This is a genomic window from Rhizobium sp. BK376, assembly GCF_004341625.1.
Taxonomy (GTDB): Bacteria; Pseudomonadota; Alphaproteobacteria; order Rhizobiales; family Rhizobiaceae; genus Rhizobium.
In genome coordinates this window covers 1-25,788 of record NZ_SLZG01000033.1, presented here as the reverse complement: position 1 = coordinate 25,788, position 25,788 = coordinate 1, and the positions used below count along the sequence as shown (strand labels likewise).

At 58.9% G+C, this 25,788-nt stretch carries 26 protein-coding genes and 2 pseudogenes; 15 read left to right on the top strand and 13 right to left on the bottom strand.

Annotated elements, in window-relative coordinates; translation table 11 throughout:
- Nucleotides 1–17: 17 nt before the first annotated feature.
- Nucleotides 18–1,049 (bottom strand): proline racemase family protein, encoded by a 1,032-nt coding sequence (locus EV561_RS33045; protein WP_132528120.1) that lies wholly within the window; start codon nt 1,047–1,049, stop codon nt 18–20.
- 97 nt (nt 1,050–1,146) lie between these two features.
- Nucleotides 1,147–1,545 carry an ABC transporter permease gene (locus EV561_RS33040; protein ID WP_132528119.1) on the bottom strand — a complete coding sequence of 133 codons (399 nt, stop codon included), beginning with the start codon at nt 1,543–1,545 and terminating at the stop codon, nt 1,147–1,149.
- Between the two features lie 658 nt (nt 1,546–2,203).
- On the opposite strand from EV561_RS33040, the gene EV561_RS33030 reads away from it, so the two are divergent.
- Entirely contained in the window at nt 2,204–4,243 is a 2,040-nt protein-coding gene (locus tag EV561_RS33030; protein WP_132528118.1) for a flotillin family protein, read from the top strand.
- Between the two features lie 130 nt (nt 4,244–4,373).
- Here EV561_RS33030 and EV561_RS33025 read toward each other — a convergent pair whose 3' ends face one another.
- Nucleotides 4,374–4,799, bottom strand: coding sequence for a BA14K family protein (locus EV561_RS33025; protein WP_132528145.1), 426 nt, complete (start codon nt 4,797–4,799; stop codon nt 4,374–4,376).
- Nucleotides 4,800–4,843: 44 nt separating this feature from the next.
- Entirely contained in the window at nt 4,844–5,269 is a 426-nt protein-coding gene (locus tag EV561_RS33020; protein ID WP_132528117.1) for an EF-hand domain-containing protein, read from the bottom strand.
- Nucleotides 5,270–5,506: 237 nt separating this feature from the next.
- On the opposite strand from EV561_RS33020, the gene EV561_RS33015 reads away from it, so the two are divergent.
- From EV561_RS33015 to EV561_RS32995, 5 genes are read left to right on the top strand one after another with little or no spacing between them, the layout of a single operon-like run.
- Nucleotides 5,507–5,938, top strand: coding sequence for an EF-hand domain-containing protein (locus EV561_RS33015; RefSeq protein WP_132528116.1), 432 nt, complete (start codon nt 5,507–5,509; stop codon nt 5,936–5,938).
- 33 nt (nt 5,939–5,971) lie between these two features.
- Nucleotides 5,972–6,358: a hypothetical protein gene (locus tag EV561_RS33010; RefSeq protein WP_132528115.1), complete on the top strand. Its 387-nt coding sequence runs from the start codon at nt 5,972–5,974 to the stop codon at nt 6,356–6,358.
- Nucleotides 6,359–6,389: 31 nt separating this feature from the next.
- The gene (locus EV561_RS33005; RefSeq protein WP_132528114.1) at nt 6,390–6,956 is read left to right on the top strand and encodes a sigma-70 family RNA polymerase sigma factor; all 567 of its coding nucleotides are present in this window, start codon (nt 6,390–6,392) and stop codon (nt 6,954–6,956) included.
- A complete protein-coding gene (locus EV561_RS33000; RefSeq protein WP_132528113.1) occupies nt 6,956–7,402 on the top strand; it encodes a hypothetical protein in 447 nt (148 codons plus the stop codon). Before EV561_RS33005 ends, EV561_RS33000 begins: the two co-directional genes overlap by 1 nt.
- Nucleotides 7,399–7,794: a periplasmic heavy metal sensor gene (locus tag EV561_RS32995; RefSeq protein ID WP_132528112.1), complete on the top strand. Its 396-nt coding sequence runs from the start codon at nt 7,399–7,401 to the stop codon at nt 7,792–7,794. Before EV561_RS33000 ends, EV561_RS32995 begins: the two co-directional genes overlap by 4 nt.
- Nucleotides 7,795–7,834: 40 nt before the next feature.
- Here EV561_RS32995 and EV561_RS32990 read toward each other — a convergent pair whose 3' ends face one another.
- The gene (locus EV561_RS32990) at nt 7,835–8,926 is read right to left on the bottom strand and encodes an AraC family transcriptional regulator (protein ID WP_245513154.1); all 1,092 of its coding nucleotides are present in this window, start codon (nt 8,924–8,926) and stop codon (nt 7,835–7,837) included.
- Between EV561_RS32990 and EV561_RS32985 the strand changes: the two genes are divergently transcribed.
- Complete coding sequence (locus EV561_RS32985) at nt 8,904–9,620, top strand: SDR family oxidoreductase (RefSeq protein WP_207910640.1); 717 nt, start codon at nt 8,904–8,906, stop codon at nt 9,618–9,620. The two genes, EV561_RS32990 and EV561_RS32985, sit on opposite strands and share 23 nt — an antisense overlap.
- 105 nt (nt 9,621–9,725) lie before the next feature.
- Here the strand turns inward: EV561_RS32985 and denD are convergent, their stop codons facing one another.
- On the bottom strand, nt 9,726–10,715 hold the full coding sequence (gene denD, locus EV561_RS32980) for a D-erythronate dehydrogenase (RefSeq protein ID WP_132528110.1): 990 nt from the start codon (nt 10,713–10,715) through the stop codon (nt 9,726–9,728).
- 68 nt (nt 10,716–10,783) lie between these two features.
- Nucleotides 10,784–11,986 carry an aminotransferase class V-fold PLP-dependent enzyme gene (locus EV561_RS32975; RefSeq protein ID WP_132528109.1) on the bottom strand — a complete coding sequence of 401 codons (1,203 nt, stop codon included), beginning with the start codon at nt 11,984–11,986 and terminating at the stop codon, nt 10,784–10,786.
- A 149-nt stretch (nt 11,987–12,135) separates the two neighbouring features.
- Between EV561_RS32975 and EV561_RS32970 the strand changes: the two genes are divergently transcribed.
- The 4 genes from EV561_RS32970 to EV561_RS32955 all read left to right on the top strand — a co-directional run bounded on the left by EV561_RS32970 (nt 12,136) and on the right by EV561_RS32955 (nt 16,297).
- A complete protein-coding gene (locus EV561_RS32970; protein ID WP_132528108.1) occupies nt 12,136–12,885 on the top strand; it encodes a GntR family transcriptional regulator in 750 nt (249 codons plus the stop codon).
- Nucleotides 12,886–13,186: 301 nt separating this feature from the next.
- Nucleotides 13,187–14,167 (top strand): tripartite tricarboxylate transporter substrate binding protein, encoded by a 981-nt coding sequence (locus EV561_RS32965; protein ID WP_132528107.1) that lies wholly within the window; start codon nt 13,187–13,189, stop codon nt 14,165–14,167.
- 145 nt (nt 14,168–14,312) lie between these two features.
- Entirely contained in the window at nt 14,313–14,780 is a 468-nt protein-coding gene (locus tag EV561_RS32960) for a tripartite tricarboxylate transporter TctB family protein (RefSeq protein WP_132528106.1), read from the top strand.
- 2 nt (nt 14,781–14,782) lie between these two features.
- Nucleotides 14,783–16,297: a tripartite tricarboxylate transporter permease gene (locus EV561_RS32955; protein ID WP_132528105.1), complete on the top strand. Its 1,515-nt coding sequence runs from the start codon at nt 14,783–14,785 to the stop codon at nt 16,295–16,297.
- 58 nt (nt 16,298–16,355) lie between these two features.
- Here the strand turns inward: EV561_RS32955 and EV561_RS32950 are convergent, their stop codons facing one another.
- Entirely contained in the window at nt 16,356–17,399 is a 1,044-nt protein-coding gene (locus EV561_RS32950; protein WP_149344490.1) for a LacI family DNA-binding transcriptional regulator, read from the bottom strand.
- Nucleotides 17,400–17,689: 290 nt separating this feature from the next.
- Here EV561_RS32950 and EV561_RS32945 point away from each other — a divergent pair, with 290 nt between their 5' ends.
- The 3 genes from EV561_RS32945 (at nt 17,690) to greA (ending at nt 20,621) form a co-directional block, all read left to right on the top strand.
- Nucleotides 17,690–19,165, top strand: a complete 1,476-nt coding sequence (locus EV561_RS32945; protein ID WP_132528103.1) for an FAD-dependent oxidoreductase — start codon at nt 17,690–17,692, stop codon at nt 19,163–19,165.
- Nucleotides 19,166–19,268: 103 nt separating this feature from the next.
- Entirely contained in the window at nt 19,269–19,841 is a 573-nt protein-coding gene (locus EV561_RS32940; RefSeq protein WP_132528102.1) for a flavin reductase family protein, read from the top strand.
- 297 nt (nt 19,842–20,138) lie between these two features.
- Nucleotides 20,139–20,621 (top strand): transcription elongation factor GreA, encoded by a 483-nt coding sequence (gene greA, locus EV561_RS32935; RefSeq protein WP_132528101.1) that lies wholly within the window; start codon nt 20,139–20,141, stop codon nt 20,619–20,621.
- Nucleotides 20,622–20,733: 112 nt separating this feature from the next.
- Here the strand turns inward: greA and EV561_RS32930 are convergent, their stop codons facing one another.
- The 4 genes and pseudogenes from EV561_RS32930 to EV561_RS32915 all read right to left on the bottom strand — a co-directional run bounded on the left by EV561_RS32930 (nt 20,734) and on the right by EV561_RS32915 (nt 22,934).
- On the bottom strand, nt 20,734–21,348 hold the full coding sequence (locus EV561_RS32930; RefSeq protein ID WP_132528143.1) for a glutathione S-transferase family protein: 615 nt from the start codon (nt 21,346–21,348) through the stop codon (nt 20,734–20,736).
- Between the two features lie 8 nt (nt 21,349–21,356).
- Nucleotides 21,357–21,841: pseudogene (locus tag EV561_RS32925) on the bottom strand (SRPBCC domain-containing protein).
- Entirely contained in the window at nt 21,822–22,163 is a 342-nt protein-coding gene (locus EV561_RS32920; protein ID WP_132528100.1) for a metalloregulator ArsR/SmtB family transcription factor, read from the bottom strand. The pseudogene EV561_RS32925 and the gene EV561_RS32920 overlap by 20 nt, the downstream one beginning before the upstream one ends.
- 453 nt (nt 22,164–22,616) lie before the next feature.
- A complete protein-coding gene (locus EV561_RS32915) occupies nt 22,617–22,934 on the bottom strand; it encodes a DUF1236 domain-containing protein (protein ID WP_132528099.1) in 318 nt (105 codons plus the stop codon).
- A gap of 235 nt (nt 22,935–23,169) precedes the next feature.
- Between EV561_RS32915 and EV561_RS32910 the strand changes: the two genes are divergently transcribed.
- Entirely contained in the window at nt 23,170–25,449 is a 2,280-nt protein-coding gene (locus EV561_RS32910; RefSeq protein WP_132528098.1) for a cation:proton antiporter, read from the top strand.
- 135 nt (nt 25,450–25,584) lie between these two features.
- On the opposite strand, the pseudogene EV561_RS32905 reads toward EV561_RS32910, so the two are convergent.
- A pseudogene (locus EV561_RS32905) lies at nt 25,585–25,788 on the bottom strand (chemotaxis protein); the annotation flags it as partial.

Genomic DNA, 25,788 nt, shown 5'->3' with positions numbered 1-25,788 from the left:
TCCCCTCGTCGACCCGACTACGTGTGCTTCGGCCAGGTGTCCGAAAGCTTATAGCCGCCGGGGAAAGGATCGGACGGATCGAGCATCAGTTGCGATGTCCCGCTGATCCAGGCCCGGCCGGTGATCGACGGAACGATAGCCTTCTGGTCGGCGATGGTCGTTTCCTTGACGATTTTGCCGACAAACTTCGTGCCGATGATCGAAATGCCGGTCAGGCTTTCGCCTTCCTTCAGTTCGCCACGGGCGTTCAGAATAGCCATGCGAGCCGATACGGCGGTGCCCGTCGGCGAGCGGTCGATCTTCCCGGGCTGAATGGCGACGACCGACTTGGCAGTCAACTCGCCACCTTCATGGTAGGGCTTGCCCGGTAAAAGGCAGAAGGAAATATGGTTCCAGCCTGTATCTTCCGGATGAGAAAAGCCGAGCTGCCGGTTTGCAGCATTGGTGATCTTGATCCCGGTTTCGGCGATCAGACGCGCGTTCTCGGGGATGAGGTCTATCCCGACCTGTTCCGGATCGACCACCACGAAACTGTCGCCACCATAGGCGGTGTCCACTTTCAAAGTTCCGATATCAGGCACGTCAAGGCTGGCATCGAGCTTCTGAGCAAAGCTCTTGACGTTGGTGACGGTGATCCGCTCTGCCTTGCCATTCCGGCATTCGGCTTCGACCTCGACCAGCCCGGCGGGAGCTTCCAGAACCATCCTCGTCACCGGTTCCGTCATCGCAATGATTCCGCTATCGAGTAGCACCGTCGAAACGCAGATCGAATTCGATCCGGACATCGGCGGAGTGTCCTCCGGTTCCATGATGATCCAGCCCATCTGGGCTTTCGGGTTCTTCGGCGGGACCAAAAGATTGACGTGGCGGAAGACCCCTCCCCGCGGCTCGTTGAGCACGAAGTTCCTCAAGGTTTTATCGGCGGCGATCCAGCGCGACTGTTCCCAGATCGTATCGCCTGGAGGAGGCGCGACGCCGCCAACGATCACATCGCCGACCTCGCCTTCGGCATGGCACGTAACCACATGTATGATTTTGGACGAGCGCATTTTCTTTCCTTGCCGCCATTCGATCGGCGCGATTGTGGCAGGTTCGGCGAACTTGAGGAAGCGGCGTGATCGAGATGACTACGGGTGATGATGATTGTCAGCGCGTCAGCGTGTAGGAATCCAACCGATCGCGCAGCCAGTCGCCGATAATGCAGACCGAAATGGTCGTGGCGAAGATGACGAAGCCCGGCATGACGGACATCCACCAGGCATTGAGCAGATAGGTCCGCCCCTGGCCGAGCATCTGGCCGAGCGAGGTCAACGGCGGCTGGACGTCGAGGCCGAGGAAGGACAAGGCCGTCTCCAGGATGATGGTGCGGGGAAAATTCAGCGTCAGATGGACGACGAGGGCGCCGGCGATATTGGGGAGGATCTGGCCGATATAGATGCGCGGCGAGGAAGCTCCGATCATCTGCATGGATTGCACATAGCCGCTTTCCTCGGCGCTGAGGATCAGGCCGCGGGCGAGCCGTGCGTACCGTTCCCAGCCATCCAGGCCTACGAGGGGTCAGCCGCACGAGCTCGAGAAATCTCCCCTAGCGGATCAGGTTGCGCAGTAGATGCTTTGGGTATTGGCGTCAGGAACAGTGATTTCGAATCCGGTAAGAAGGGCCTCGATCCGTGGCTATGCCTCGTGATCCCGCGGATTTAGGAGTGTGATCCCCATGCCACCTCGTCCAAGGGCAAGATATGTCCCGAAAAGGACTCGAAGACGATATTCTCAAGCCAGTTGCGCAGCAACTTTTCTGCGGCGGGCGAACGGGAATTGAAATATGCGGAACCATGCCGCCCTGCCTGATGAGACGATGCTGCTGAGGCGATGCAACTCAATAGAATTGAATGCTCGAAATGATCACGCAGTTGGAAGTATTTATTCGCTTTCCGCCCCGGACATCTTTAAACCTGAAGACGTAATCCTTACCTCATTCATCGTTATGTCTATCAAGGCAACACCGATGTGAGAACACTCACGACCTGCGGCGTCCCGGCGGGGGACCTGGGACGCGCTGCAACTTTCCCAAACATTGAGCAGATCTGTCGTCCGACATTGTCATGCTGCGTCGAACGCTGAGGTGCGCAATCTCCCCGTCTTATGAAACACCAACCGGGCGGTTGTCGGGTGGACGAACCCGTACGCCTATAGGACAGAAAAGATGGAAGCCCTACAATATCTTAGTGCGATGGAATGGAAGGCAATCGCGATCGCCGTTGCGGTCGTGGTGTTGGTAATCCTGTTTCGATGGAGCGGCGTGGTCCGCTATATCCCCAATGACCGGCTCGGCATCCTCGAAAAACTCTGGAGCTTTCGCGGCTCCGTTCGCAACGGCTTCATTGCGCTCAACGGCGAGGCTGGTTTTCAGCCGGAAGTCGTGCGCGGCGGCCTGCATCTCTTCATGCCGTTTCAGTATTCGATGCACCGTGCCAATCTCGTGACGATCCCCCAAGGTCAGATCGGCTATGTCTTCGCCCGCGACGGCGTTCCGCTACCTCCGACCCAAACGCTTGCCTCCAATGTCGAAGCCGACGACTTTCAGGACGTGCGCGGCTTTCTGACGAAGGGTGGCCAGAAGGGACCGCAGCGCAAGATTCTGCGCGAAGGAACCTATGCCATCAATCTCGCGCAGTTCATCGTATTGACCGCGCAATCAACGCATTCCATCAATCTTAGCGCTTCCGAACAGAGATTGTTCGAGGATATGTCGCAGCTCATCACGGAGCGGAACGGCTTCGAACCTGTTGTCATTCACAATGCCGAGGACATGATCGGCATCGTCACCATCCATGACGGTCCGGCGCTGCCGGTGGGAGAAATCATCGCGCCGACCGTCGCCGACGATCCCAAGGATCCGAACTTCCACAACAATTTCCAGGATCCGGAAAAGTTTCTTAATGCCGGCGGTTATCGCGGCCGGCAGTTGCAGGTTCTTGCCGACGGCAGTTATTTCCTCAATCGCATCTTCGCGACCGTGGAACTGGTCGAGAAAACGATCGTCGAGGTCGGCACGGTAGGCGTCGTGGTCTCTTATACAGGCCAGCGCGGCGCCGATATTTCCGGCCAGTCCTATCGCCACGGCGAGCTGGTGGAAACCGGTGCACGAGGCGTCTGGTCGACACCGCTGCTGCCAGGCAAATATGCCTTCAATACCTATGCCGGCAATATCGTCATCGTGCCCACCACCAACTTCGTTCTCAAATGGACCAAGGAGCAGTTCGGTGAGCACCGGCTCGACGAAAACCTATCCGAAGTCTCGCTGATCACCAAGGACGCCTTCGAGCCGATGCTTCCGCTCTCGGTCGTCGTGCATATCGACTATATGAAGGCGCCGCTGGTCGTACAGCGTTTCGGGGACATCAAGCGGCTGGTCGAGCAGACACTCGATCCGATGGTCTCGGCCTATTTCAAGAATATTGCCCAAACCAAGACCTTGATCCAGCTGCTGCAGGAGCGCAGCGAAATCCAACGCAAATCGGGCGAGGAAATGCGGGAGAAATTCGCCTCCTACAGCCTTGAACTCCAGGAGGTGCTCATCGGCACGCCGCGCGCCAGCCAGGGCCAGAACAGCATCGAGCAGATCCTGATCCAGCTGCGCGAGCGCCAGATCGCCGTCGAGAAGGTCGAGACCTACAAGCTGCAGGAGGTAGCCGCCGTCCAGGAGCGCACCTTGCGCGAAAAGCAGGCGCTCGCCGAGCAGCAGACCCAGATCACCACATCGGCGCTCGCTATCGAAATCAGCGAGAACGAGGGCAAGGCGCAGCTCGCCCGTACTCGCCAGCAGGCGGAAACCATTCAGGTTACCGCGAAGGCGGAAGCCGAAAAGGTGCGCCTTGCCGGCCTCGGCGAGGCCGACCGGATCAAGGCCATCGCGCTTGCCGACGCCGAACGCATCAAGGCGACCGGTTTTGCGGATGCCGAAAAGACACGCGCCGTTGGTCTGGCGGAAGCCGAAGCCACTGAGAAAAAGGTCGCAGCCTTCGGTGGCCCGGACTACCAGCTCAACTCGCAGGTCCTCATGCGCTTCGCCGAAGCGATCGAAAACGGCAGGCTGCCGCTTGTCCCGCAAATCCAGGTCGGAGGTGCCGGCGGCGAGAAGGGCGCAAGCAATGGGCTCGTGGAAATGATGCTGTCGATGCTGGTGGCAGATCGCCTCGGGCACCGGAACGGCGCGGCTGCCGTATCGGCTCCGGTGGAATAGGATTAGCGGTGGATGGGCCGGTTATCCCGGCCCACGTCGCATCTGCCATCCGCCTACGCGGAGACGATTCCTCACAAATCAAGGGATGAAGGCAACTGTCGTGCGGCTCTTGTCTGCCGGAGATCGATGATCAATCGTAGGGTGACCAGCATTGTCGACGAGGTCCGCCATAGGGCAAATAGGTGTTATCCCATTCGCGATAGGACGCATAGCGGTCGTAGCACCATTGCACATGTGCCGCCGGGAGACGCGGCGGTAATGGCGGCGGCGGGGCCACCGCGACCACTCCTGCCGCCACGCCGGCGACAAAGGCGGTCGCTGGGAACCAGTAGCCGTTATAGTAACGATAGCCCGGCCGAAAGCCGTAGACCCCTCTGTATCCATTGTAGTAATAGAAGCCGCCGGCCGCATAGAAGCCGCGACGAAAATAGACCTCCGTCACTTTCCCCGTGCCGACGACGACGTTCGGCATCAGTGGCAGTGGGGTCGCCTCGGCGGGCCGCATTAAGGTAGCCAGCGTCAACAGAGCCGCGCCGGTCATCATTGAAACTTTCATCATCGTGATGGTCCTGATCCTGTCCAAAATACGAGACGTGCCCGTTACCGGCGCAACGACCGCAATTCTCTCAGCGAGAGTGCCTGGTCGCCATCGGCATCGGCCTTGATCAACCCGTCGGGGATGAAGCTGGCGAATTCGTCACGCGAGATCTTTCCGTCGCCATTTCTGTCCATCATGGCTTTACGCAGCTGCAGATCGGCGAGTTGCATACCGGCGCCGGCGCCCTTTGCAGACTTCGCGCTCTCGACCGCCGCCTGGATCTCCTGCGGATCGAGAATGCCGTTGCGATTGACATCCAGCCGATCAAACAGTCTCGCTCTCGCCGCTTCGATCTCGCTGAATTCGAGCTTGTGGTCGCCGTTCGTGTCCAGTTCGCGAAACATGTCCCGCGCACGCTCCCGATCGGAGGCCATCGCACTGCAGCTCGCAAGCAACAGCGATCCAAGGATTGCGATCGTTCTTCTCATTCTCGTCTCCATTGCGAAGAGAGGCGGCCCACCACGGTCCGTCTTTCCGCAAGCCTCTACGCAGCGCCGGTCTTGCTCCTACGCGCGGCGACCGAACTTTGACCGGCGGGGAAGCCGAGGCTGCCGAAATGTCGGGCGGGATTCTTTTTGATGACGACGTAGGAGGAGCGGCGGGATGACGTATCGGCAGATGAGGTCGCCGACGGAGCGGCCAAACCGATAGGAAGGATTGTTATCATGAGGACTTCGACCATCCTCGCGGCGCTGCTCATCGGGTTCGCGCCGCTTAGCGCCCACGCGCAGGACGCAACCGGCGATCGCATCTTCCGAGCGGCCGATACCAATGGTGACGGCGTGATCTCGAAAGAGGAGGCTCTTGCCGCCCGCCAGCACCTGTTTTCCAGGCTCGACCGCAATGGCGACGGCGTGATCGACCAGGATGAAATCGACGGCGCAAGCGACGCCATCATGGCGCGGGCGGAGGCGGCAGAAGCAAGGCTCAGCATTGCGATGCGGCGTCTGGATACCAATGGCGACGGCAAGGTTTCGGCCGACGAGTTCTTAGCCGACATGTCTCTTTTCGATCTCGCCGACCGGAACGGCGATGGCAAGATCACTCCGGATGAAGCCGTCCTCGTCCACAATCTCTTTGCGGATCGGCACCGCTGATCCGCAGGAGTCTCAAACGAAGGAGCTCCAAACATGCTGACCCATTTCAAATTCTCTCATCTCTTGCTCGCTACGATTCTCGTCGTTTCGACCGCGGGGTCGGCCGGTGCCGAGGAATGGACGAGGACGACGGCAGCGGGCGGCCAGATTAGTCGAAGCGTGACCAATGAGGGCAACGGCGTCTATTCGGGCATGACGACGCGGACCGGCGCCAAGGGCGGCAGCTATACCTCCAGCTCCAGCTGTGGGGCGGGCATTGTGACACGCTGCTCCAGGAGCTATTCCGGTGTCACCGCAAATGGCAAGACCTTTTCCGGCCAGCGGCTGTCGGCGCATGGACCATTCCGGACACGGTCCGTGGGCAGTTTTACTGGTCCCGGCGGTCGGCACTGGGTTGGTTTTCGCCGTTTTCGCCGTTAAAGCCGAGGAATCTGTCGTCGTGGAAAGACCGATGCAACGCGAAGACGATGACCTGATGGCGCGGATTGCGGCTGGCAGTCAGCGATCGCTTGCAGAGCTTATTGCCCGCCACGGCCGCGGCCTGCAAAGCTTTGCCGCACGCTATCTCGGCAATTCCAGCGATGCGGAGGATGTCGTGCAGGACGTGTTCGTGACCGCTTGGAAAAATGCCAGCCGCTACGATCCGCAAAAGGCACGCGTCTCGACATGGCTCTACAAGATTGCTGCCAACCGCTGTATCGACCAGCGCCGGAGGCGATTCCTGCGCAATTTCATCTGGCTCGACGATCTTGAAAGCGATCCGGCGTCGGAAGCGCCCGATGCCGAAGCAAGGGTTGCGGACCGGCAGGAATTGTCGACCGTGCGCGACGGCATCGCTGCGCTTCCGCAGCGGCAGCGCATGGCGTTGCTCTTGAAGGTGGTGGCGGATCTTGACGTCCCGGCCATTGCCGAGGTCATGGGTACCAGTATTGGCTCGGCCGAACAGTTGCTCGTCCGCGCCCGCCGCGGTCTGCGGGATCATGTGGCGGCCTCCGACGGCCGCGAAAGGAACGTGTGATGACAGAGGACGAATTCAAGCAACTGACGCTTCGCTTTGGCAACGACGTTGCGGAATGGCCGGCGCCCTACCGGCAGCAGGCGCTTTTTCTGCTCGCGGGAACGCATGATTTGCCTGATCGAGACGAGGCTCTCGATCACCTGGTTCTGGAAGCGGCGCTGAACAATGTCGACGAGCGGCGCATGGCAACCCAGGTACTCGCGCGCATCGACGCCGACCACGACCGGAGGCTCGGCACGCGGCTTTCCACTTTTCTGCTGCGGCCGGCAGCGATCACGGCGTGCAGCACACTGCTCGTCCTGGCTCTCGCGGCTGGCGGCTATCAGCTAGCGGCCTCCGAGGGTGATGCTTTCGACGCGAAGCTGCTGGCGCTGGCAACGGGTGCGCCGGCAAGCGCCGAGTTTCTTGACCTTTCCACCCATGACGGCATGGAGAATGCGCTATGACGCGGCGATCGATCTGGACGGTGGTCCTCATCCTGCTCGGCCTTTCGGTCGCGCTGAACGTATTCCTGGTCGGCTATGCCGCTCACGGCCTGCGTGAAGGCGCATCAGCCGGCAGCCTCGTCGATAGCGTCGCCAGCATCTATCCGCCCGATGTGAGGCAGGAATTTCGCCGCGTCATGCGCGAAAACCGGCCGCGCACCTTCGCGGCGCTGCGGGACCTCCGCCGTGCCCGCGCCGGTCTGGCGTCTGCGATGGCCGCCTCGCCCCTCGACGAGGCGGCGATCCAAGCCTCGATGAAGCAGGTCCGCGACTCGACCGACAATCTGCAGGCCGTCATACAGGATTATCTGCTGACGGCGCTGAAGCGCAGCAAGAGCAAATCTGCGTCCTGAAAAGTTCGAACTGTAGTCTCTTTGCAGACGATCGGGTCGCTTAATCTGCGAATTCTACCTTCTTTTCAGTATCATCGGACGTCTCCGACGCCGAGTGTGCAGACGCCTTTGCCCGAAGTCGGCTTGCATCACGGGCGGGCGGAAGTCCAAATAGGCGTGCGTATTCCCGACTGAATTGAGACGCGCTTTCGTAGCCGACGGCGAAAGCGACGCCAGCGGCGTCGCCCGGGGTCTCCAGAAGGCGTCGACGCGCCTCATGAAGGCGAAACCGTTTTTGATATTGAATGGGTGTCATTGTCGTCGCCGCCTTGAAATGGCGGTGGAACACCGAGATGCTCATCCCTGTCATCTGCGCCAGGTCTTCGACCTTGAATGGTTCCGTAAAGTGGTCGCGAATCCAGGCGAGTGCCCGCCTGACTTGAGATTGGCGCCCGTCGACCTGTGCGATCTGCCGAAATTTCGCGCCTTGAGGTCCCTGCAACAGCCGAAACAGGATCTCTCGCTCGATCAGGGGTGCCATGATGGAAATTTCGTCCGGTCTGTCGAGAAGCCGCAGCATTCGTAGAAAGGCGTCTTCGAGTTGCGGATCGGACGGACTGACGCCAAGGCCACACAGGAATTCCGGATCGTCCATTTCCGGCATTTCGATCACCAGGTCGGCAATCTGGCGAGGATGAAAATTGAATGAGACGCCGAGAAAGGGTTTCACGTGGCTTGCTTCGGAAATTCTGCCGAAGACAGGTACCTCGATAGAGGCGACGAAGTAGCTGCCCGTCGCATAGTGCAAGACATTCTCGCCGCAGGTGATCGCCTTTGCTCCCTGGAGTACCAGACACATGATGGGTTCCGTCATGCCCGCGGTCGGCTCGGTTGTCCGTTCTGCATACATCAGACCGACACGAGGAATCGCAGTCGGCGTGCGATTGCCGCGCGAATGCCGTTTGACCAGATACTTCAGTTCGTCGCCGTTTTCCATGGGTGTTAAATTGTAACGGGCTCCAATCTGCGCAAGGCTTTCGGCAGGATCGGGCAAGAGTCCGGTAGTATTTGGCACGCGATGGGCGGGCCGGTATCTCATATTGGCGGGGCAATCAGAATGGAGAACGATCGTGTCGAAGAATGTATTGATCACCGGTGCCAACAAGAGCATCGGCTTTGAAACCGCCCGGCGGCTCGGAGAAATGGGTTATCGCGTATGGCTCGGTGCGCGCGATTTTGGCCGCGGCGAGGCAGCGGCACAGGCACTGCGTGCACTCGGGCATGATGTGCGCTTCATCGAGATCGCTGTCGAAGACGATGCAAGCGTGAATGCCGCCGCCGAACGCATTCGCGGGGAAGATGGAAAGCTGGATGCTCTCGTCAACAATGCGGGCATTCCGGGGACCTTCGTTGGTCCGACGGAGCAGACCGTGGAGGATATCCGTCAGGTCTATGAGATCAACGTGTTCGGACCAATCCGCATCATACAAGCGCTCCTGCCGTTGCTCAAAGCCGCCGGGTCCGCAAATGTCGTCAACGTCAGCAGTGAACTGGGTTCGCTCGGTGCCCTGACTGATCCGAAAAGCGAATTTTATGGGGTCAATAGTCTCGGATACAACAGCTCGAAGACGGCCCTGAACGCAGTAACAGTGTCATTTTCCAAGGCGCTTGCGTCGTTCGGCATCACGGTCAATAGCGCGGATCCGGGATACACGAAGACGGACTTCAACGGCAACACGGGCTACCGCACGGTCGAGCAGGCGGCGGAGATCATCGTCCAGCTTGTGGCCTCAAGCGATGGTCGGACGGCGACCTTCATCAATGACAAGGGCGTATTATCCTGGTGAGCTTCACACAATCGGTGGGGCGCGGCGATGCTGCGCCCCACGCCCGAGACGCCCGTTTACCTTGGTGGACCTGAAGGACGCAGGCAAGACACCGAACAGCATCTTTCACATCCCAATTTTTCCACCGAGTTCATCCTCGATGTGAGCCCTGATAATTTCGTCAAAGGATCCATCGGTCGTAAACCCCAGGGCGCGTGCGCGCGTAGCGTCGAAATCGCGCGGCCAACCGCTGACGATCCGCAATACGGTTTCATCCGATTGACGGCGGATCAATCCGGCCGCCTTGTCGCCGGCGATCCGCCGCAGGGCGGCAATCTGATCACCGACCGTGGCGGAAACGCCCGGCATGTTGAGATTTCGCAGCGGGCCGACCGCCTCAAGGTCGATAGTCGCTGCATGCACCAGAAATCCGATGGCGCTGCGCGGGCTGGCGAACCAGTGGCGGACATGCTCGGAAACCGGCAATATCGCCTCCTGCCCGATCAATGGTTCGCGAAGAATGCTTGAGAAGAAGCCCGAGGCTGCCTTGTTCGGCTTGCCGGGACGCACGCAGATGGTCGGCAACCGGATGCCGATGCCGTCGAAGATGCCGCGCCGGCTGTAATCCGCCAACAACAGCTCTCCTATCGTCTTCTGGGTGCCGTAGCTCGTCTGCGGGGTCTGATGAAACTCGTCGCCGATCCTGTCGGGAAATGGAGCGCCGAAGACGGCGAGCGATGAGGCAAAGACGAGCCGCGGCCGGTAGGGCTCGCGAAGTCCCGCCAGACGGATTGCCTCGAAGAGATTGCGTGTGCCTTCCAGATTGATGCGGTAGCCTTTGTCGAAATCAGCCTCGGCCTCTCCCGATACGATCGCGGCCAGATGAAAAATGACATCAGGCCGCGCGGCGATAAGCGTCTCGACCTCCGCAGGAACCGTTATATCTGCGGCGGCGGTCTCGACGCGAACGTGACTGGCATAGATCCCGGGAGGACGGACCACATCCGTCAGCTTCAGCGACGTCATCTCGGCCGGTCCGATGCTGCCATCAGATAAAAGTCGATCGGCGAGCTTGCCCCCGATCATCCCGGCTGCGCCGGTTACCAGAACATGCACAATTGCCTCACTGTAAAATTGGGCTCGTCGCAGTGACCCGGGCGATCGGAATGTCGGCGACGATGGCGTCAGGCCATCGCCACCTTGAGCGTATTCTCCCGGGTATTTCCGAGCTCCCTCAGGGAGGCCATCGCGGCCGTCACACCGCCTGCCTGATGTGGGATGCCGGCCAGATCCAGTCCCATCTCGATGCCGGACAGCGCCGCCATCAGGGTCAATTCGTTACATTCTCCGAGATGGCCGATGCGAAACACCTTGCCGGCAAGTTTGGAAAGCCCTGCACCCAGCGACATGTTGAATTTATCGAGCACGATCTTTCGAAATCTGTCGGCATCGTGTCCATCAGGCAAAAGCACGGCCGTCAGCACCGGCGAGTAGTCCAGCGGCTCCTGGCAGAGGACCTCAAGCCCCCAGGCGCGAACGGCGGCGCGGGTTGCGGCCGCAAGGCGCTGATGCCGGTCAAAGACGGCGTCGAGGCCCTCCTCCAGCAGCAAAGCGATTGCTTCGCGCAGCCCGTAAAGCAGGTTGGTTGACGGCGTATAGGGAAACGAGCCGCCAGCATTCGCCTTCAGCATATCCTCCCAATCCCAATAGGAGCGCGGCAGCTTGTTGCTCTTCGAGGCAGCGAGTGCCTTCTTCGAGACCGCCGTGAAGCCGAGGCCCGGTGGCAGCATCAGGCCTTTTTGCGAGCAGCTGACGGTCACGTCGACATTCCATTCATCGTGCTTGTATTCGCACGAGCCGAGCGAGGAGATGGTATCCACCATCAGAAGAGCGGGATGATGCGCCTGATCCATAGTCTTCCGAACGTCGGCGATGCGGCTGGTCGCGCCCGTCGAGGTCTCGTTGTGGACGACCATCACGGCCTTGATCGCGTGCGCGCGATCCTCGGCAAGGCGGGCTTCTACGACGGAAGGATCAACGCCGTGACGCCAGTCTCCATCGACGAAGTCGACCTCGAGCCCCCATCGAGCGGCCATTTGCCGCCATTGCGTCGCGAAATGACCGGTCTCGACCATGAGAACCCGGTCTCCTGGCGATAGGGTATTGACGATGGCCGCCTCCCAGGCGCCCGTGCCCGACGACGGATAGATGATGACGGGTCCGGACGTCTTGAAGATCGACTTGCACCCGTCCAGGACTTCGCGTCCAAGCTTTTGAAATTCCGGACCGCGATGGTCGATTACCGGCATACCGATGGCCCGCAGCACGCGCTCGGGCACCGGGCTCGGTCCAGGAATCTGCAGGAAATGACGACCTTGGCTGTTCATGTGAAAATCCTCCCTGCCATCCTATGGTCAACGCGACGGCTGACGGCAATATTGCATTCATTTTTTGCCGTTGCAATATCACAGATGAATTCCGTATGCCGGCATCGCCTCTCGACATAATGCAGATCCTGTCCTATGCATGAGGGACAATGACCAACATCCAACCGTCGCTCAAACCAGCTTCCGGCCTTTCAGAGCGCGCGCCGAGCCCCGACGCGGCAGATGCCGAGTCGTCCTTGGCCGGGCAATCGCTGCACGGCGAAGTCCTGTGCCGATTGCGCGATTATATTATCGAAGGCCATCTTAAGGATGGTGCGCGCGTTCCCGAGCGGGAACTCTGCGACCTCTTCGGAGTGTCGAGAACGCCCTTGCGGGAGGCGCTGAAGGTGCTGGCCTCCGAGGGTTTCGTTGAACTGCTGCCCAACCGCGGCGCACGCGTGAAGGGACTTGATGCCAATGAATTGCGCGAGCTTTTCGATGTTATGGGCGGGTTCGAATCGCTGGCCGGCCGGCTCGCCTGCGAAAATATCTCTGCGGACGAGATCAATGAAATCGAACAGATCCACTACGAGATGTACGGCTATTATCTGCGCCGCGAGTTGGACGGATATTTCCGCTGCAATCAGGCGATCCACCGGCGCATCGTCGAGATCGCCGGCAACAAGATCCTGACCGCCACCTATTTCAGCTTCGGCAACCGCATCCGCCGGGTCCGCTATATTGCCAATCTCGACCAGCATCACGACAGGTGGAGCGAGGCGATGCGGGAGCACGAAGCCATCCTCGATGCGCTGCGTCGCAAGGCAGGTCGCGAGCTCAGCGACATTTTATTCAATCACCTTCGCAACAAGCGCTATGCGGTGTTCGAGCATCTCGGTTTTTCGAATTCGGCGGAGTGATCTGCCCATTCATAGACAATCGTCGCAATTGGCTGAAGATTGCAGCAAGCCTGAATCGATGATGCATCCATATTTTGAATTCAAAACTTTTGCCTTGCGTGTAAAATTTAATTCGATACATTGATTTTCAGAGGCCGGGTACAATCGCAATTGGTGATTTTGCCATCCGAGTAGGAGCGGATTGGTCTTTGGAACGACCAGGAGGAGTCGGTTTCGCGGCAAGCGAGGCCGAGATGGTCGCAGCTTGGAGGCGGCTATTCAGCTGCCGCAGCATGGAGCAAAAACCAGGGAGGAGAATTCGATGAAATCGAACTATAGCGTCGTTTTGTTAGCCTGCACCTTTATGAGCGGACTGGCGATTGCGGGAAGCACGCACGCCGAGGATGGGTATCCGTCGCGCCAGATCCGCCTGATTGTCCCGTCGCTTCCCGGCGGCAACGAGGACTTCGTTGCCCGCAAGGTCGCGACCATACTCAGCCAGCGACTGGGGCAACCGATCGTCGTCGAAAACAACACCGGCGCAGACGGCGCCATCGGCACCACGATGATCGCCCAGGCAAAGCCGGACGGCTATACGATAGGGATCGGCACACCCGGTACGCTGTCGACCAACAAGCTGCTGCAGCCCGACCTCCCCTATGATCCGAAGACGGATTTCGAAGCCATCACCATGGCGATCCACACGCCGGAAATTCTTGTCATCAATCCAAGCCTGCCGGTGAAGACGGTGGCTGAACTCATCAGTTACGCCAAGGCGCATCCGGGCGAATTGAAAGTCGGTAATGGCGGTCTGGGCTCGTCGCAATTCGTCGCCTCGATGCTGTTTCAGAAGCTGACCGGAACCAAGATGGTCGAGGTCGCCTACAAGAGCGGCGCGGCCCCGGTTCCTGACCTGGTTGCCGGTCGTATCCAAGTATTCATGACAGGCCCGCTCGCTCTTTTGCCCTTCATCAAGAGTGGTCAGCTGCGGGCACTGGGTGTCGGCGCCGACGAACGGCTGACCGAACTGCCTGATGTACCGACCCTCAAGGAAGCCGGCGTCGATGGATTTGATTTCTCGAGCTGGTATGGTTTCGTCGCGCCGAAGGGAACGCCCAAGGACATCATCGACAAGCTCAACCAGAATATCGTCGATATCCTGACCAAGGATCCGGTCAAGACCGATCTGAATAAGATCGACGACATCATTGCCGCCGACACGCCCGACCATTTCCACCAGATGATCGAGGAAGAATTCAAGATCGACAGCGCCGTTCTCGCCAAGGCGCCATCCGAGAACTGATACTGCGACGAGCCGGGATCGCCGATCCAAGTCGCCGCTCGACGCCTTGAATCAAACCCGGCTCCTCCGGACTGAAACGACCATGTCCCAGCAAGGCTTTCCCTGTCGCGGAAGCAGTGGATGGGCTCACGGGAGCGATTGATCGATGAAGCAGCATATAAAGGACTACATTGGCGGCGGCCTCATGTTCCTGATAGGGATCGCCGCCATCATCCAGAGCATCCAGTATAAGGTCGGGTCGCTGTCGGAAATGGGCTCGGGCTTCTTTCCGGCTGCGCTTGGGGTCGTTCTGGCGTTGATCGGAATCGCGATCGCATTGCGAGGCAGAAACGACAGTATCGGCGAGACGATCAACCAGATGACGGCTCCCGCGTCGCGCCCACAGTGGCGGGGGTGGATCTGCATTCTGCTCAGCGTCATCGCGTTCGTTGTGTTTGGCGAATATGGCGGCCTGGTGCCGGCCACTTTCGCAAGCGTATTCATCGCGGCTCTCGGTGATCGCCAGAATTCGCTGCTCAATGCACTCGTCGTGGCGCTCGGCATGGTCGTCGTCGCAACCGTCGTCTTCTGGTGGGCGCTGCAAGTGCAGTTTCCTCTCTTTAGCTGGGGTTGACCATGATCCAGTCGCTTCTCGATCTCTCTCACGGCTTTAGCGTCGCGCTCGAGCCTCACAATCTCCTCTGGTCGTTCGTCGGTGTCCTCATCGGTAACCTCATCGGCGTGTTGCCCGGTCTGGGGCCGCTTTCGGCCATGTCGATCCTGTTGCCGTTGACTTATGTCATGTCGCCGATCCCGGCGATCCTGATGTTGGCGGGCATCTTCTATGGTTCGCAATATGGCGGGGCGATCGGAGCTATCCTTCTCAATCTGCCCTGCCATCCGCCACATGCCGTCACCTGTCTCGATGGCTATCCAATGACAAAGCAGGGTAAGGGCGGCGTCGCGCTCGGCATTACCATGCTCTGCTCGTTCTTCGCCGCATCGATCGGCATCATCGTGATGGTCTTTGCCTCTCCGTTGCTGGTCAGCGTCGCCTTCAAGTTCGGGCCGGCGGAGATTTTCTCCATCATGCTGCTCGGCTTGATCTGCGGTGGGACGATGGCACGCGGAACACCCTTGAAAGGTGTGGCAATGACCACGCTGGGATTGCTGATCGGCATGGTCGGGACCGACATCAACACGGGCACGATGCGCTTCACATTCGGTTTTCCGATGCTGTTTAGCGGTGTGCAACTGGTCGCACTCGCGCTCGGCCTTTTCGGCGTTGCAGAATTTCTTCGCAATATCAACAATATGGAGGTCATAACCACAGGCAAGCTGTCAATGCGTGATATGCGCCCGAGCATGGCGGATCTGAAGCAGGCCTTTTTCCCGATGCTGCGGGGAACCCTGGTCGGCACGTTGTTCGGCGCCATGCCCGGAACGGGAGCGACGATTACGACATTCATCGCCTATGCTCTCGAGAAGCGGGTATCGAGAACGCCCGAGCGTTTCGGCAAGGGTGCTCTGGAGGGGGTCGCCGCCCCTGAAGCGTCCTCGCATTCAAAGACGCAGATCGACTTTATTCCAACCATGAGCCTTGGCATCCCGGGCGATCCGGTCATGGCTCTCATTCTTGGCGGGCTGCTCGTTCAAGGCATCCAGCCGGGGCCGCAATTGATCACCGAACATGCGGATTTGTTCTGGGGGCTGATTGCGAGCTTCTGGGTCGGCAATGTCTTCCTCATTCTACTCAATGTACCTTTGATCGGAGTCTGGGTCAGGCTCTTGCGGGTTCCTTACCGCTATCTCTTTCCGGTTGCTATGTTCTTCATCTACATCGGCGTCTACAGCACCAACAACAGCCTGTTCGAAGTGAACGAGGTCCTGGTATTCGGTGTCGCCGGCGCAATTCTCATGGCCCTGGACTTTCCGATCTCGCCGATCCTGCTTGGTTATGTGCTTGGGCCGCTCATCGAGGAAAACTTCCGTCGCGCGCTTGAGATTTCCGGTGGCAACTTCCTGACCTTCATCGAAGGACCGATCAGTGCGACGGTGCTGGCGATTGCCCTGTTTCTCGTGCTCGCGCAGCTGTTCTTCTGGATGCGCTCGCTGCGCCATTCCGTTTCTGTGGCCAAGCCAGCTGAATAGCTGGCTTGGCCACGGATATCGGAGCGTCGAGATAATGGCGGCTGGCAGGCTTGCCACCTCAGTGTCGTGAGGTCACCGATCCGCCGCGAATGAGCCGGGGAAGATAAGGTCCCGCGACGGGGGCGTCGTCCTCGTTGACCCGCGCTGCGATATAGTCCAGCGCACCGCGGCCACATTCATCAAGAGCGATATCGACCCGCGTCAATTTCGGCGTGCTCCATTCGCCGAGCATCGAGCCGCCGATGCTTACGACCGAGACATCGTCCGGCACCGTCCGCCCCGTCGCTTCGACGGCATGCAGGACGTTGGCGGACGTCGCGCTCGAGACGGCGACAATGCCGGTGATATCGGGATCGGCATCAAACAGATGACCAACGGACGAAATGGCCCATTCGGCTCCAGAGCCGCTATCTGCGATTCGATAATCGACGCCGCTCTTGGAAAAGACCGATCTAATGCCGCTCAGACGCTGCTCGACGACCCTGTTCTGGATTGCGCCCGTCAAAATCCCGATGCGACGATGGCCATGCCCGACGAGATCGGTGGCCGCGATCCTGCCCGCCTCCTCATTATCGATACAGAAGGCCGGAACGGGAATGTCGCGGGGGCTGAGCGTGGTAATGACGACCCCGCTCCTTTCCATCCGGTCGAGCAGATCCAGCAGTTCTCCGTTGTGGCTGAATTGGTCGAAACCACCTCCCGCCAGAATGAGGCCGGCGACGCGATGCTCCCACAGGCGCCGGCAATAATCGAGTTCGAGCATCGGATCGCGCTGCATGTTGCAGACCATCACCAACATCTTGTTGGTCGCCTCGCCGTGCTTGGTGACCGCCTCGGCGATTTCGCCGTAATAGGGATCGAGCATATTCCCGACGACCAGGCCAACCAGGGCCGGAGCGCCGGCCCTCAACGTTCGGGCCATGACGTTCGGGACATAGGCCAGTTCGGCTGCGGCTTGCAGCACGCGTTTCTTAAGCTCTTCGTCGACCGGCCAATCCTGCTGCCGCATCACCCTACCCGCCGTACTCACGGAAACGCCCGCCACGCGCGCTATGTCGGCAAGCGTCGGTGCATTTCCTTTTCTGGCGTTGTCTCGTCCCACTCGGTCTGCTCCCGCGTTTGCCATTCCGGTTCGACTCTTAGCTGCTAACCCGTCGCGATCAAACGGGGCTCGATCGCCTTGTATCTTATCCCAGTCGCTGCGGCCAAATGAACCTTGACAAACAAATTCAACTGAGACAACGTTGTCTTATTCAAGATAACGTTGTCTGGAACAGAAATAAACAATTTTCTCTTCCCAATGTTCTTTGCAAGGTCGTGCCCGTCCAATGATCCGAACAATGATCGGGCGCGGCGCCTTCATCTCATAAAGGCAACTCGAGAGGAGCGAACATGCCCATTAAGATGAATAAGGAAAAGCAGGTCGTGCGTAAGGATGTTCTCGTCGTCGGCGGCGGAACAGCCGGCTTCGTGGCGGCGATCGCGGCCGCGCGGAATGGCGCCAGCGTTCTGCTTCTCGAAGCGCACGATCACCTCGGCGGAACGCATTCCGGCGGCATGGTGATGATGATCCGCTCGATGCGCCACATGCGGGCGCCCAGTACGTTTCAGGAAAAGAAGCTCATGGTCACCGGCTATGAAAGCTCTTTCGAAGACGAGCAGCTGGTCCGCTCGATCGCCCAGGAATATATCGACCGCATGCTCGCCATCGGTTCCGCATGGGGTCAAAAAGGTCAGGCCGCCACCCGCCAGATGTTCGACCCGGAAATTGCCAAGTGGGTCATCGAGCAGATGGTTCAGGAGGCGGGCGTCGAGGTCTGGCTGAATACACAGGCAAGCGACGTACTGATGGATGGCAACAGGATCGTCGGCGTCACCGTCGAAAGCCTGCACGACAGCATCGAAATCCATGCAGGCGTCACCATCGACACGACGGGTGACGGAGAGATCGCCGCTGCGGCCGGCGCGCAATATGAAATGGGATCGCCCGAAGACGGCAAGCATCAGCCGCTCAGCCTGTATTTCGCCATCGGCGGCGTCAATCTCGACAAGACGCTCGCCTATATGCGCGAGCATCCGGATGAATTCGGCCGGGACTACGTCGAAAAGTCGCTGCAGCTTCACAGCGAACAAAAGCCCTTCACCATGATTGCCTTCAAGGAGCAGATCCGCAAGGCGCTCGCCAACGGCGAATACCCCATTCCCTATGGGCTGAAGACCGTTGATCCCGATGCCATCATGTATGTGACGCGCACCATGTTCCGCAACGGCAAATTCCGCTACGACTTCACCTATCACAACATGGACATGGCCTATAACATCGACGGGACCGACCGCGTCGAGATGTCGAAGGCGACACTGGCAATGCGCGAACTAGCCAATAAGATGGCGATCTTTTATCGCAAATATGTTCCCGGCTACGAAGATTCCTATCTTGCCTATACAGCCCAATCCGTCGGCGTTCGCGATACGCGTCGCATCGTATGCGACTACACCCTGACGGATGACGACGTGTTGAACGGCAGGACCTTCGAGGACGGTATTGGACGCTACGGCAGCGTCATGGATGTACATGACAAGTCGGGCAAGAAGTCGGTCAGCCTGGTCGCGGTCGGCGGCTCCGGCTGGTTCCATATTCCCTTCCGCAGCCTTATTCCGAAGGGCATCGAAAATCTCCTGGTGGCCGGTCGCTGCATTTCTGCCGAATACAACGCACTCGGCAGTGTCCGCTCCCAGGCCGCCAGCATGGTGACGGGACAAGCAGTCGGCACGGCGGCAGCTCTGTCTGTCAAAGGTAACGGCACACCGCGCGAACTGCCGATGAGCAAGTTGCAAAGCGTCCTGTCCTCCCAGGATCAGATCATCTAGGTCACGCGCAGGACTGGACGGACCCGCACCCTGCACGGGCCCGTCCAGCTCAACAACGTCGCAGGCGGTTTTCGGAAGGCCGCCTCTTGAGGAAACCACGTCCATGTCCGAGGTGCTGACAGATCCGAACATAGTCTGCGATTCTAGCGGGACAAATTCGATCGGACGAAACAGCCAGGAATTGAACATTCCAAACAACGGAATAGCACATCCGTTCAAGCAGGCTTTCCGCGCCCTTGCCTCGGGGATCGCCATCATCACCTTTGATGCCGGTTCCGACGTCCATGGTTTCACCGCGACATCGCTGACATCGGTTTCAATGGATCCGCCTCTTGCCTTGTTCTGCGTTGCCAACCAATCGAGAAGCAGGCTCTACCTCGAACCGGGTCGGAAGGTTGGTTTTTCGTTTCTTGGCGAAGATCAAGCGGAGCAGGCCCGATTTTTCGCTTCCAACCGGCCATTCGGCGAATGTGGGCAGATAAAAATAGACCGAGTAGCCGGAGCACCTGTGGTGGCCGGCTCGATGGCCGTTATCTCAGCGGCCGTCGAAACCCTTATACCTGCCGGCGACCACATCATATGCGTCTGCGCTCTGCATGAGGCCAATTCGGCCGCGGACAAGGCACCGCTGCTCTACCATTCCGGCAAGTATAACGGTCTCGCTCGCATTGCATGACGTTTTTCTACGGCATGCAACGCGCCTGCTTCCGATCTGAGGCAACCTCCTGCTGGCATCGGTTGCCAGAAGGGCTTACTCTCCCGACGCTCGACGAGCCGCTCGTACCTGCCTGCTTTTCCAAATCTCTGACGATTGGGGCTACGAGGCATGACAATTGGAAGGATCATGACCACCCTTCCAAGGCCTAGAGCCAAGGAGGGAGTTAAAGCCTGCGGTCATTTCGCGGTCACTGTTGCACTCATGACATCCCGGACTATATCCATTCGATCGGGCAGTTGTTTTACGGAGTTTGCTTTGGCAGTCGCGTTCACAAAAGAGGAAAGTGCGGAAACCGCGGCGGAAACGCAGCTTCCGGACCGCGCGATTTCCTCCCATCCCAACCTGGTCACTGAAGAAGGATGGAAGGCGTTGAACGTTGCGATGCAGGACGCTCGCGAACAGTACCAAGCCGCAAATGCTATTGACGATGTGAATGAGAGGCGGCGTCAATCGGCGGTCCCGCTTCGTGATCTGCGCTATTTCTCCGAGCGTGTTCGAAGCGCTGAGGTGATAGCAAAGCCGGCGTCAAACGAGACTGTCGCCTTCGGCAGCACCGTCACCTTCAACCGTGATGACGGGCGCGTGCAGACTTATCGTATCGTTGGAGAAGACGAAGCCGAACCCAAGCAGGGAACGATCTCCTATGTTTCACCTGTTGCTCGCTCGCTTGCCGGCAAATCGGTCGGTGACTTCGTCGTGGTCGGCGAAAATGAGCTGGAGATCATCTCGATCGCTTAGCATTTAGCAGCCCGGAAGTGACGGTATTCGCGGCGACTTGGGTCGGCGGGCCGTTATGCTTCGCTGTTGGATGCCGGTTCGGTTCTCCATCACCGCCCCTTTCTTGTGCTTCTCACCGATCGGAGACCGGAAAAGGCTCGCGCCACGCTTCGAGCTCGTTCAATCGATCGTGCCACTGCATGATGTGGCCGAATTCATCGAGCGGTAGTTGCGACGAGGCAGCATAGGGCAGTGCCGCCGCCAGCGCGAAATCGGCAACGCTGACGCTCTCTGCGACGACGTAGCGGCGTTCGGCCAGATGGTCATTCAATACCCGAGCATACAATCTAAGATTGTTTTCGGCATCTTCCACGACTTTCCGATCGGGCGCCTGCCCGAAGAGCGGCTTGATCTCTTTTTCGAACCAGAGTTCAGCACCGTACCGCGTGAAATGGTTCGCGTCCCAGCTCAACCAACGCATCACGTCGATCTGGCGCTCGTCGTGAGGCCAGAAGTCCGCGCCGACACTGTCGGAAAGGCGACACATGATCGCGTTTGCTTCCCAAAGCGTTTTCTCCCCATCCCGCAAGACCGGAACCTTGCCATTCGGGTTGAGCGCCAGAAATTCCGTCGTCCTCTGTTCCCCACGGCCGAGATCGATCCGAACAAACTCGACGTCCGCATTCAGAAATCGGGCGGCCGCACAGGCTTTTCTCGGATTGAGCGTTTCGCAATAAAAGAGCTTCATCGGCGCCGTCATGGTTTGCTTGCTCCGCTAAAATCGGTGTCCAGGAACCGTGCCAACCGCTCAAAGCTCTCGGTCCAACCACCTTCATGACCGTCTCGAGAGGCTACGCTCTCGAAGAATGCCTGGTGGAATCTCATCTGAGTAGCGCCATCCTTCTCCGTGAGATCGACAGTGACGACCGTTTCCGGGCTGCGCTCCCCGTTCGCGAGCTCCCAGGCATGGGTAAAGACAAGCCGGCGAGGTGGAAGCACTTCCAGATATTTGCCGCTGACCCAATGTTCCTCACCGTTTGGGCAATCAGACAGGCCCGGTGATTGCCGCCGGGGCGGACATCGAGCTGGTCTCCCTTCGCCGTGAAGCCCTTCGGCCCGGCCCAGTGCAGCATGCATTCCGGTTCGGTCCACGCTTTGAACACCAGATCTCGGGGAGCAGCGAAGATTCGCAGAATAAGAAGTTCATGTCTTTCTTGGCGATTACCGGTCAGCATTGTCATCACCTTTCCCTTTAAGTTCAGAAAGATAGGTATCCAGGCGATCAAAGCTCTGATCCCAGAACCCACGATAGCGTTCCACCCAATCGGCGATCTCCTTCAACGGCCCCGCCTCGATCCTGCAGGGGCGCAGCTGGGCCGACCGACCGCGCGTAATCAGCCCCGCTGTTTCAAGAACCTTGAGATGGCGGGAAATTGCCGGAAGACTGATGTCGAACGGCGCGGCGAGCTCATTGACCGTCGCTTCGCCCTCGGCAAGCCGCATGACGATTGCGCGGCGCGTCGGGTCGGCCAAGGCAGCAAAGGTTTCGTTCAGTCGATCCATCATATTTAGCCATTAAGTTATTTAACATACTTGTTAAATAACAAGCGAGGCGCGATCTGTCAATCGGGAGTTTTGACCGCCGTGCCCCCTTGGCCGGCAACCACGCAAGTCTCCATGGAGAAACTCCCCTTGCTCGTCCACGCGAGATCGGTCAGCAACCAAGGCGAGAAGAACAACTCGGAGCTGGAGCAGACGCTTTGGGACCACGGCTTATCGTCTCGCTTCGCTGCAAGCGTCCCGACGCCAGTCTGTTGCTATCGTGGCGACGCCAGCGGTATCGGAAACGGCTCGCCGGCGACGTGCTGCTGTCTCGGATGACGCATTGGGCGATATTAGCTATTGGCCAGGTGGCCCCATATATTGCAACCGATACGGAAATTCACGCAATTGGAGCCACACGAAAAGACCGGGCCGCTCGAAGGCGGCCCGGCCTCAATATTGACAGTGCCGCGTCTAGTTCAGGACATCCACGATGCGATGTGTTTGCGGATCGACGATGACACGGCGCTTATTGACGATCGTATAAGCGTAGCCGTCGCTATCAGGAACGGTGTGAACGACAACAGCGCCCGGCAACGTATCACCGACTGCAATGTCACCATCATAGACGATCGACGGGATGCTCTGCTGTGTCACATAGGTCCGCACGTCACCCGGCACGACGACCGTAGAGCCGGTCGGCTGTGGATTGGTAACGATCACGCTCTGCTGGGCAAATACAGGGGCCGAAAGAGCAAACATCATAACGGCTGTGGTCAAAACATTTTTCATCTCTACCTCCGTTGGCGCACACCCTAAGAACCCGCGCGAGCGAGGATGGTTCCCGCAAAGGTCCATCAGCGCATGCGTGCAATCGGCCTTTTGATTGCAGATCGACTGCGGTCAGAATGCCCTGTTCATGTCGTCAGCTCGATCAGATGGCGTTTCGAGGAAGAGGCAGCAGAGCAGGAACAGAAAGCCGTTTTGGCTCGTTTCTCCGCGACATTCACGAGGGGTATCGTCATTTATGGCAACGAAGATGATGAGTGCGCGGGCCTTTCCATGGGCATTGTCGCTGGCTTCCTGCACTTTCATCACCTGTGATGTGGCGTTCGCCGCCGGGGGCAAATCAGCCGGTCCCTCCGAGGCGTTGTTCCTCGTCCAGATCATTGTTCTCGTCGTCGTCGGCAGGCTGCTCGGCGAAGCCATGGTCCGTCTCGGCCAGCCCTCGATCATGGGGCAGATCATCGGCGGCATTATCCTTGGACCGTCGGTGTTCGGTCTGCTGGCGCCAGCAGCTCAGTCGGCGCTGTTCCCGCAGCTGGATACGCAAAAGTCAATGGCCGATGCGGTGGCGCAGCTCGGCATTCTTTTCCTGCTCTTGCTGGCTGGCATGGAAACAGACCTGGCCCTCGCACTTCGATTGCGGCGAGCCGCCGCAGGTGTGTCATTGACCGGCATCGCAGTCCCCTTTGCGCTAGGTTTTGGCCTTGGCGAGCTCATCCCATCGAGCCTGCTTCCCAACCCCGACACGAGACTGGTGACATCGCTCTTCCTAGGCACCGCCCTTTCGATCTCGTCCGTGAAAATCGTTGCGTCGGTCGTTCGGGAAATGGATTTCATGCGGCGCAATATCGGCCAGCTCATCGTGGCTTCAGCCATTATCGATGACACGCTCGGTTGGGTGATCATCGCGGTGACGTTCGGCCTTGCCAAGAACGGTGCAGTCGATCTTGCCACCCTGGCGCAAAGCGTGATCGGCACCGTCCTCTTCATGACTTTCAGTTTCACGATCGGCCGCCGCATCGTCTTTGAGATCATTCGCTGGACAAACGACAAGTTCAAAAGTGACCTGCCTGTTTTAAGCGCCATCATCGCGATCATGGGCGGTATGGCGATTGTCACTGATGCCATCGGCGTCCACACGGTGCTCGGGGCCTTTGTGGCGGGTATCCTGGTCGGGCAGTCGCCCATTCTGACCCGACAGATCGAGGGTCAGCTGCGCGCCCTGACAACTGCACTGTTCATGCCGGTATTTTTCGGGCTTACGGGACTTCAAACCGATCTCAGCGTTCTCGGCGATCCATCGACTTTGCTTCTCGCCGTCGGGCTCATCCTGATTGCCAGCCTCGGAAAATTCGGCGGAGCGTTTGCCGGCGCCAGGCTCAGTGGTTTTTCCAACCCGGAAGCGATTGCACTCGGATGCGGCATGAATGCCCGCGGCTCAACCGAAGTCATTGTTGCGTCGATCGGCCTCTCCGTTGGTGTTTTGGACGAACGCCTGTTTTCCGTGATTGTCGCGATGGCGGTGGTCACCACAATGGCCATGCCGCCGACATTGCGCTGGGCGCTGGCGAGACTTCCAATGCGTGAGGAGGAAAAGGACCGTCTCGAGCTGGAAGCCTTCGAAGAGAAGAGCTTTCTGTCCAGATTCGAACGCATCCTGCTCGCCATCGATCACTCCGCCTCGAGCGAATTGGCCGCAAGGATATCCGGTCACTTCGCAGCCGTCAGAAAGATGCCTGTCACTGTCCTCGATGTTCTGGCAGAAGACGAGAGCGAAGGCCCCGATGCCAGTGCTGAAAAATCCGCGGACAGCCGCGCCCACGAGATCAGCGAACGCGTTCAATCGAGCGCGGAAAAGGCGGCGGAAGCTCAAGCGGAGACAAAGGAACCCGGTGAGGATGACATTATCCATGTCTCCGTGAAAAAGAGGGATGGTGATCTCAGGGAAGTGCTTTCCGAGAGCGCCGAAAAGGGACATGACATCATGTTCGTCGGAATTGAGCCGACAACCGGCGAGCGGGGCGGCTACAGCCCTCGGCTTGCCGCAATGATCTCGGCATTCAAGGGCACATCGGCAATCGTCGCTGCCCGCGGTCGTCTGCCCGATGACGATCAGCAGCTGCGGATTCTCGTCCCTGTCAGCGGGACCGAGCGGTCGATGAAGGCCGCGGAATTCGCCTTTGTCGTTGGGAAAGCGAGTGGCGCCGATATCACTGCCGTCTATTTTCGTGACCCCAGCCTGGCAGCATCGCCTTCGAGAGTGAGCGATACGAGCAACGCCCATCGTGCCGCCTTTCATCAGCTCGACCAGATCGCGTCATTCTATGACGTCGAGGTGGAAAAAGTCGCATCCCAGGGTTCGTCGCCGGAGCTTGCAATTCTTAAACATGCGCGCAACGGGCGATTTAATCTGATTGTCCTTGGCGTCAGCAAGCGTGCCGGTGACAATCTATCTTACGGTGCAGTCGCAGATACGCTTCTGGAGACGGCCGATCGTTCTGTCGTTTTTATTGAGACCTGATGGCAGACCCCATTCCGTGAAGATGAGTTCGCCGATCGCCGGCACAAGGGATCGCCCCAAAAGGCAAGGCCGCCGGATTTCTCCAGCGGCCCCTTAATTGTTTCGTGCTGAAATCGCCTTGAGTGTTCTGCGTGATTAAGCCGCCCTGCGTCTCTGCTGCGGCGCCTGAGCAGCACCGCTGCCATTGTTGACGCGGAAGCCGCGGATGAGGTCGAGGAGGTCCTCGGTATCGGCTGCAAGCGTTTCTGCCGATGCGGTGGTCTCTTCGGCCATGGCGGCGTTCTGCTGGGTTGCGGCATCGAGCTGGTTCATCGACGACGAGATCGAGCGCAGCGTGGT

Coding starts and splice junctions, on each gene's coding strand:
- EV561_RS33020 (WP_132528117.1), bottom strand. CDS start 5,269: ATGAGAAGAACGATCGCAATCCTTGGATCGCTGTTGCTTGCGAGCTGC.
- EV561_RS33045 (WP_132528120.1), bottom strand. CDS start 1,049: ATGCGCTCGTCCAAAATCATACATGTGGTTACGTGCCATGCCGAAGGC.
- EV561_RS32940 (WP_132528102.1), top strand. CDS start 19,269: ATGTCCGAGGTGCTGACAGATCCGAACATAGTCTGCGATTCTAGCGGG.
- EV561_RS33025 (WP_132528145.1), bottom strand. CDS start 4,799: ATGAAAGTTTCAATGATGACCGGCGCGGCTCTGTTGACGCTGGCTACC.
- EV561_RS33015 (WP_132528116.1), top strand. CDS start 5,507: ATGAGGACTTCGACCATCCTCGCGGCGCTGCTCATCGGGTTCGCGCCG.
- EV561_RS32975 (WP_132528109.1), bottom strand. CDS start 11,986: ATGAACAGCCAAGGTCGTCATTTCCTGCAGATTCCTGGACCGAGCCCG.
- EV561_RS33005 (WP_132528114.1), top strand. CDS start 6,390: ATGCAACGCGAAGACGATGACCTGATGGCGCGGATTGCGGCTGGCAGT.
- EV561_RS32945 (WP_132528103.1), top strand. CDS start 17,690: ATGCCCATTAAGATGAATAAGGAAAAGCAGGTCGTGCGTAAGGATGTT.
- EV561_RS32970 (WP_132528108.1), top strand. CDS start 12,136: ATGACCAACATCCAACCGTCGCTCAAACCAGCTTCCGGCCTTTCAGAG.
- EV561_RS32960 (WP_132528106.1), top strand. CDS start 14,313: ATGAAGCAGCATATAAAGGACTACATTGGCGGCGGCCTCATGTTCCTG.
- EV561_RS32955 (WP_132528105.1), top strand. CDS start 14,783: ATGATCCAGTCGCTTCTCGATCTCTCTCACGGCTTTAGCGTCGCGCTC.
- EV561_RS33000 (WP_132528113.1), top strand. CDS start 6,956: ATGACAGAGGACGAATTCAAGCAACTGACGCTTCGCTTTGGCAACGAC.
- EV561_RS32965 (WP_132528107.1), top strand. CDS start 13,187: ATGAAATCGAACTATAGCGTCGTTTTGTTAGCCTGCACCTTTATGAGC.
- EV561_RS33010 (WP_132528115.1), top strand. CDS start 5,972: ATGCTGACCCATTTCAAATTCTCTCATCTCTTGCTCGCTACGATTCTC.
- EV561_RS33030 (WP_132528118.1), top strand. CDS start 2,204: ATGGAAGCCCTACAATATCTTAGTGCGATGGAATGGAAGGCAATCGCG.
- EV561_RS32920 (WP_132528100.1), bottom strand. CDS start 22,163: ATGGATCGACTGAACGAAACCTTTGCTGCCTTGGCCGACCCGACGCGC.
- EV561_RS32910 (WP_132528098.1), top strand. CDS start 23,170: ATGGCAACGAAGATGATGAGTGCGCGGGCCTTTCCATGGGCATTGTCG.
- EV561_RS32995 (WP_132528112.1), top strand. CDS start 7,399: ATGACGCGGCGATCGATCTGGACGGTGGTCCTCATCCTGCTCGGCCTT.
- EV561_RS32930 (WP_132528143.1), bottom strand. CDS start 21,348: ATGAAGCTCTTTTATTGCGAAACGCTCAATCCGAGAAAAGCCTGTGCG.
- EV561_RS32915 (WP_132528099.1), bottom strand. CDS start 22,934: ATGAAAAATGTTTTGACCACAGCCGTTATGATGTTTGCTCTTTCGGCC.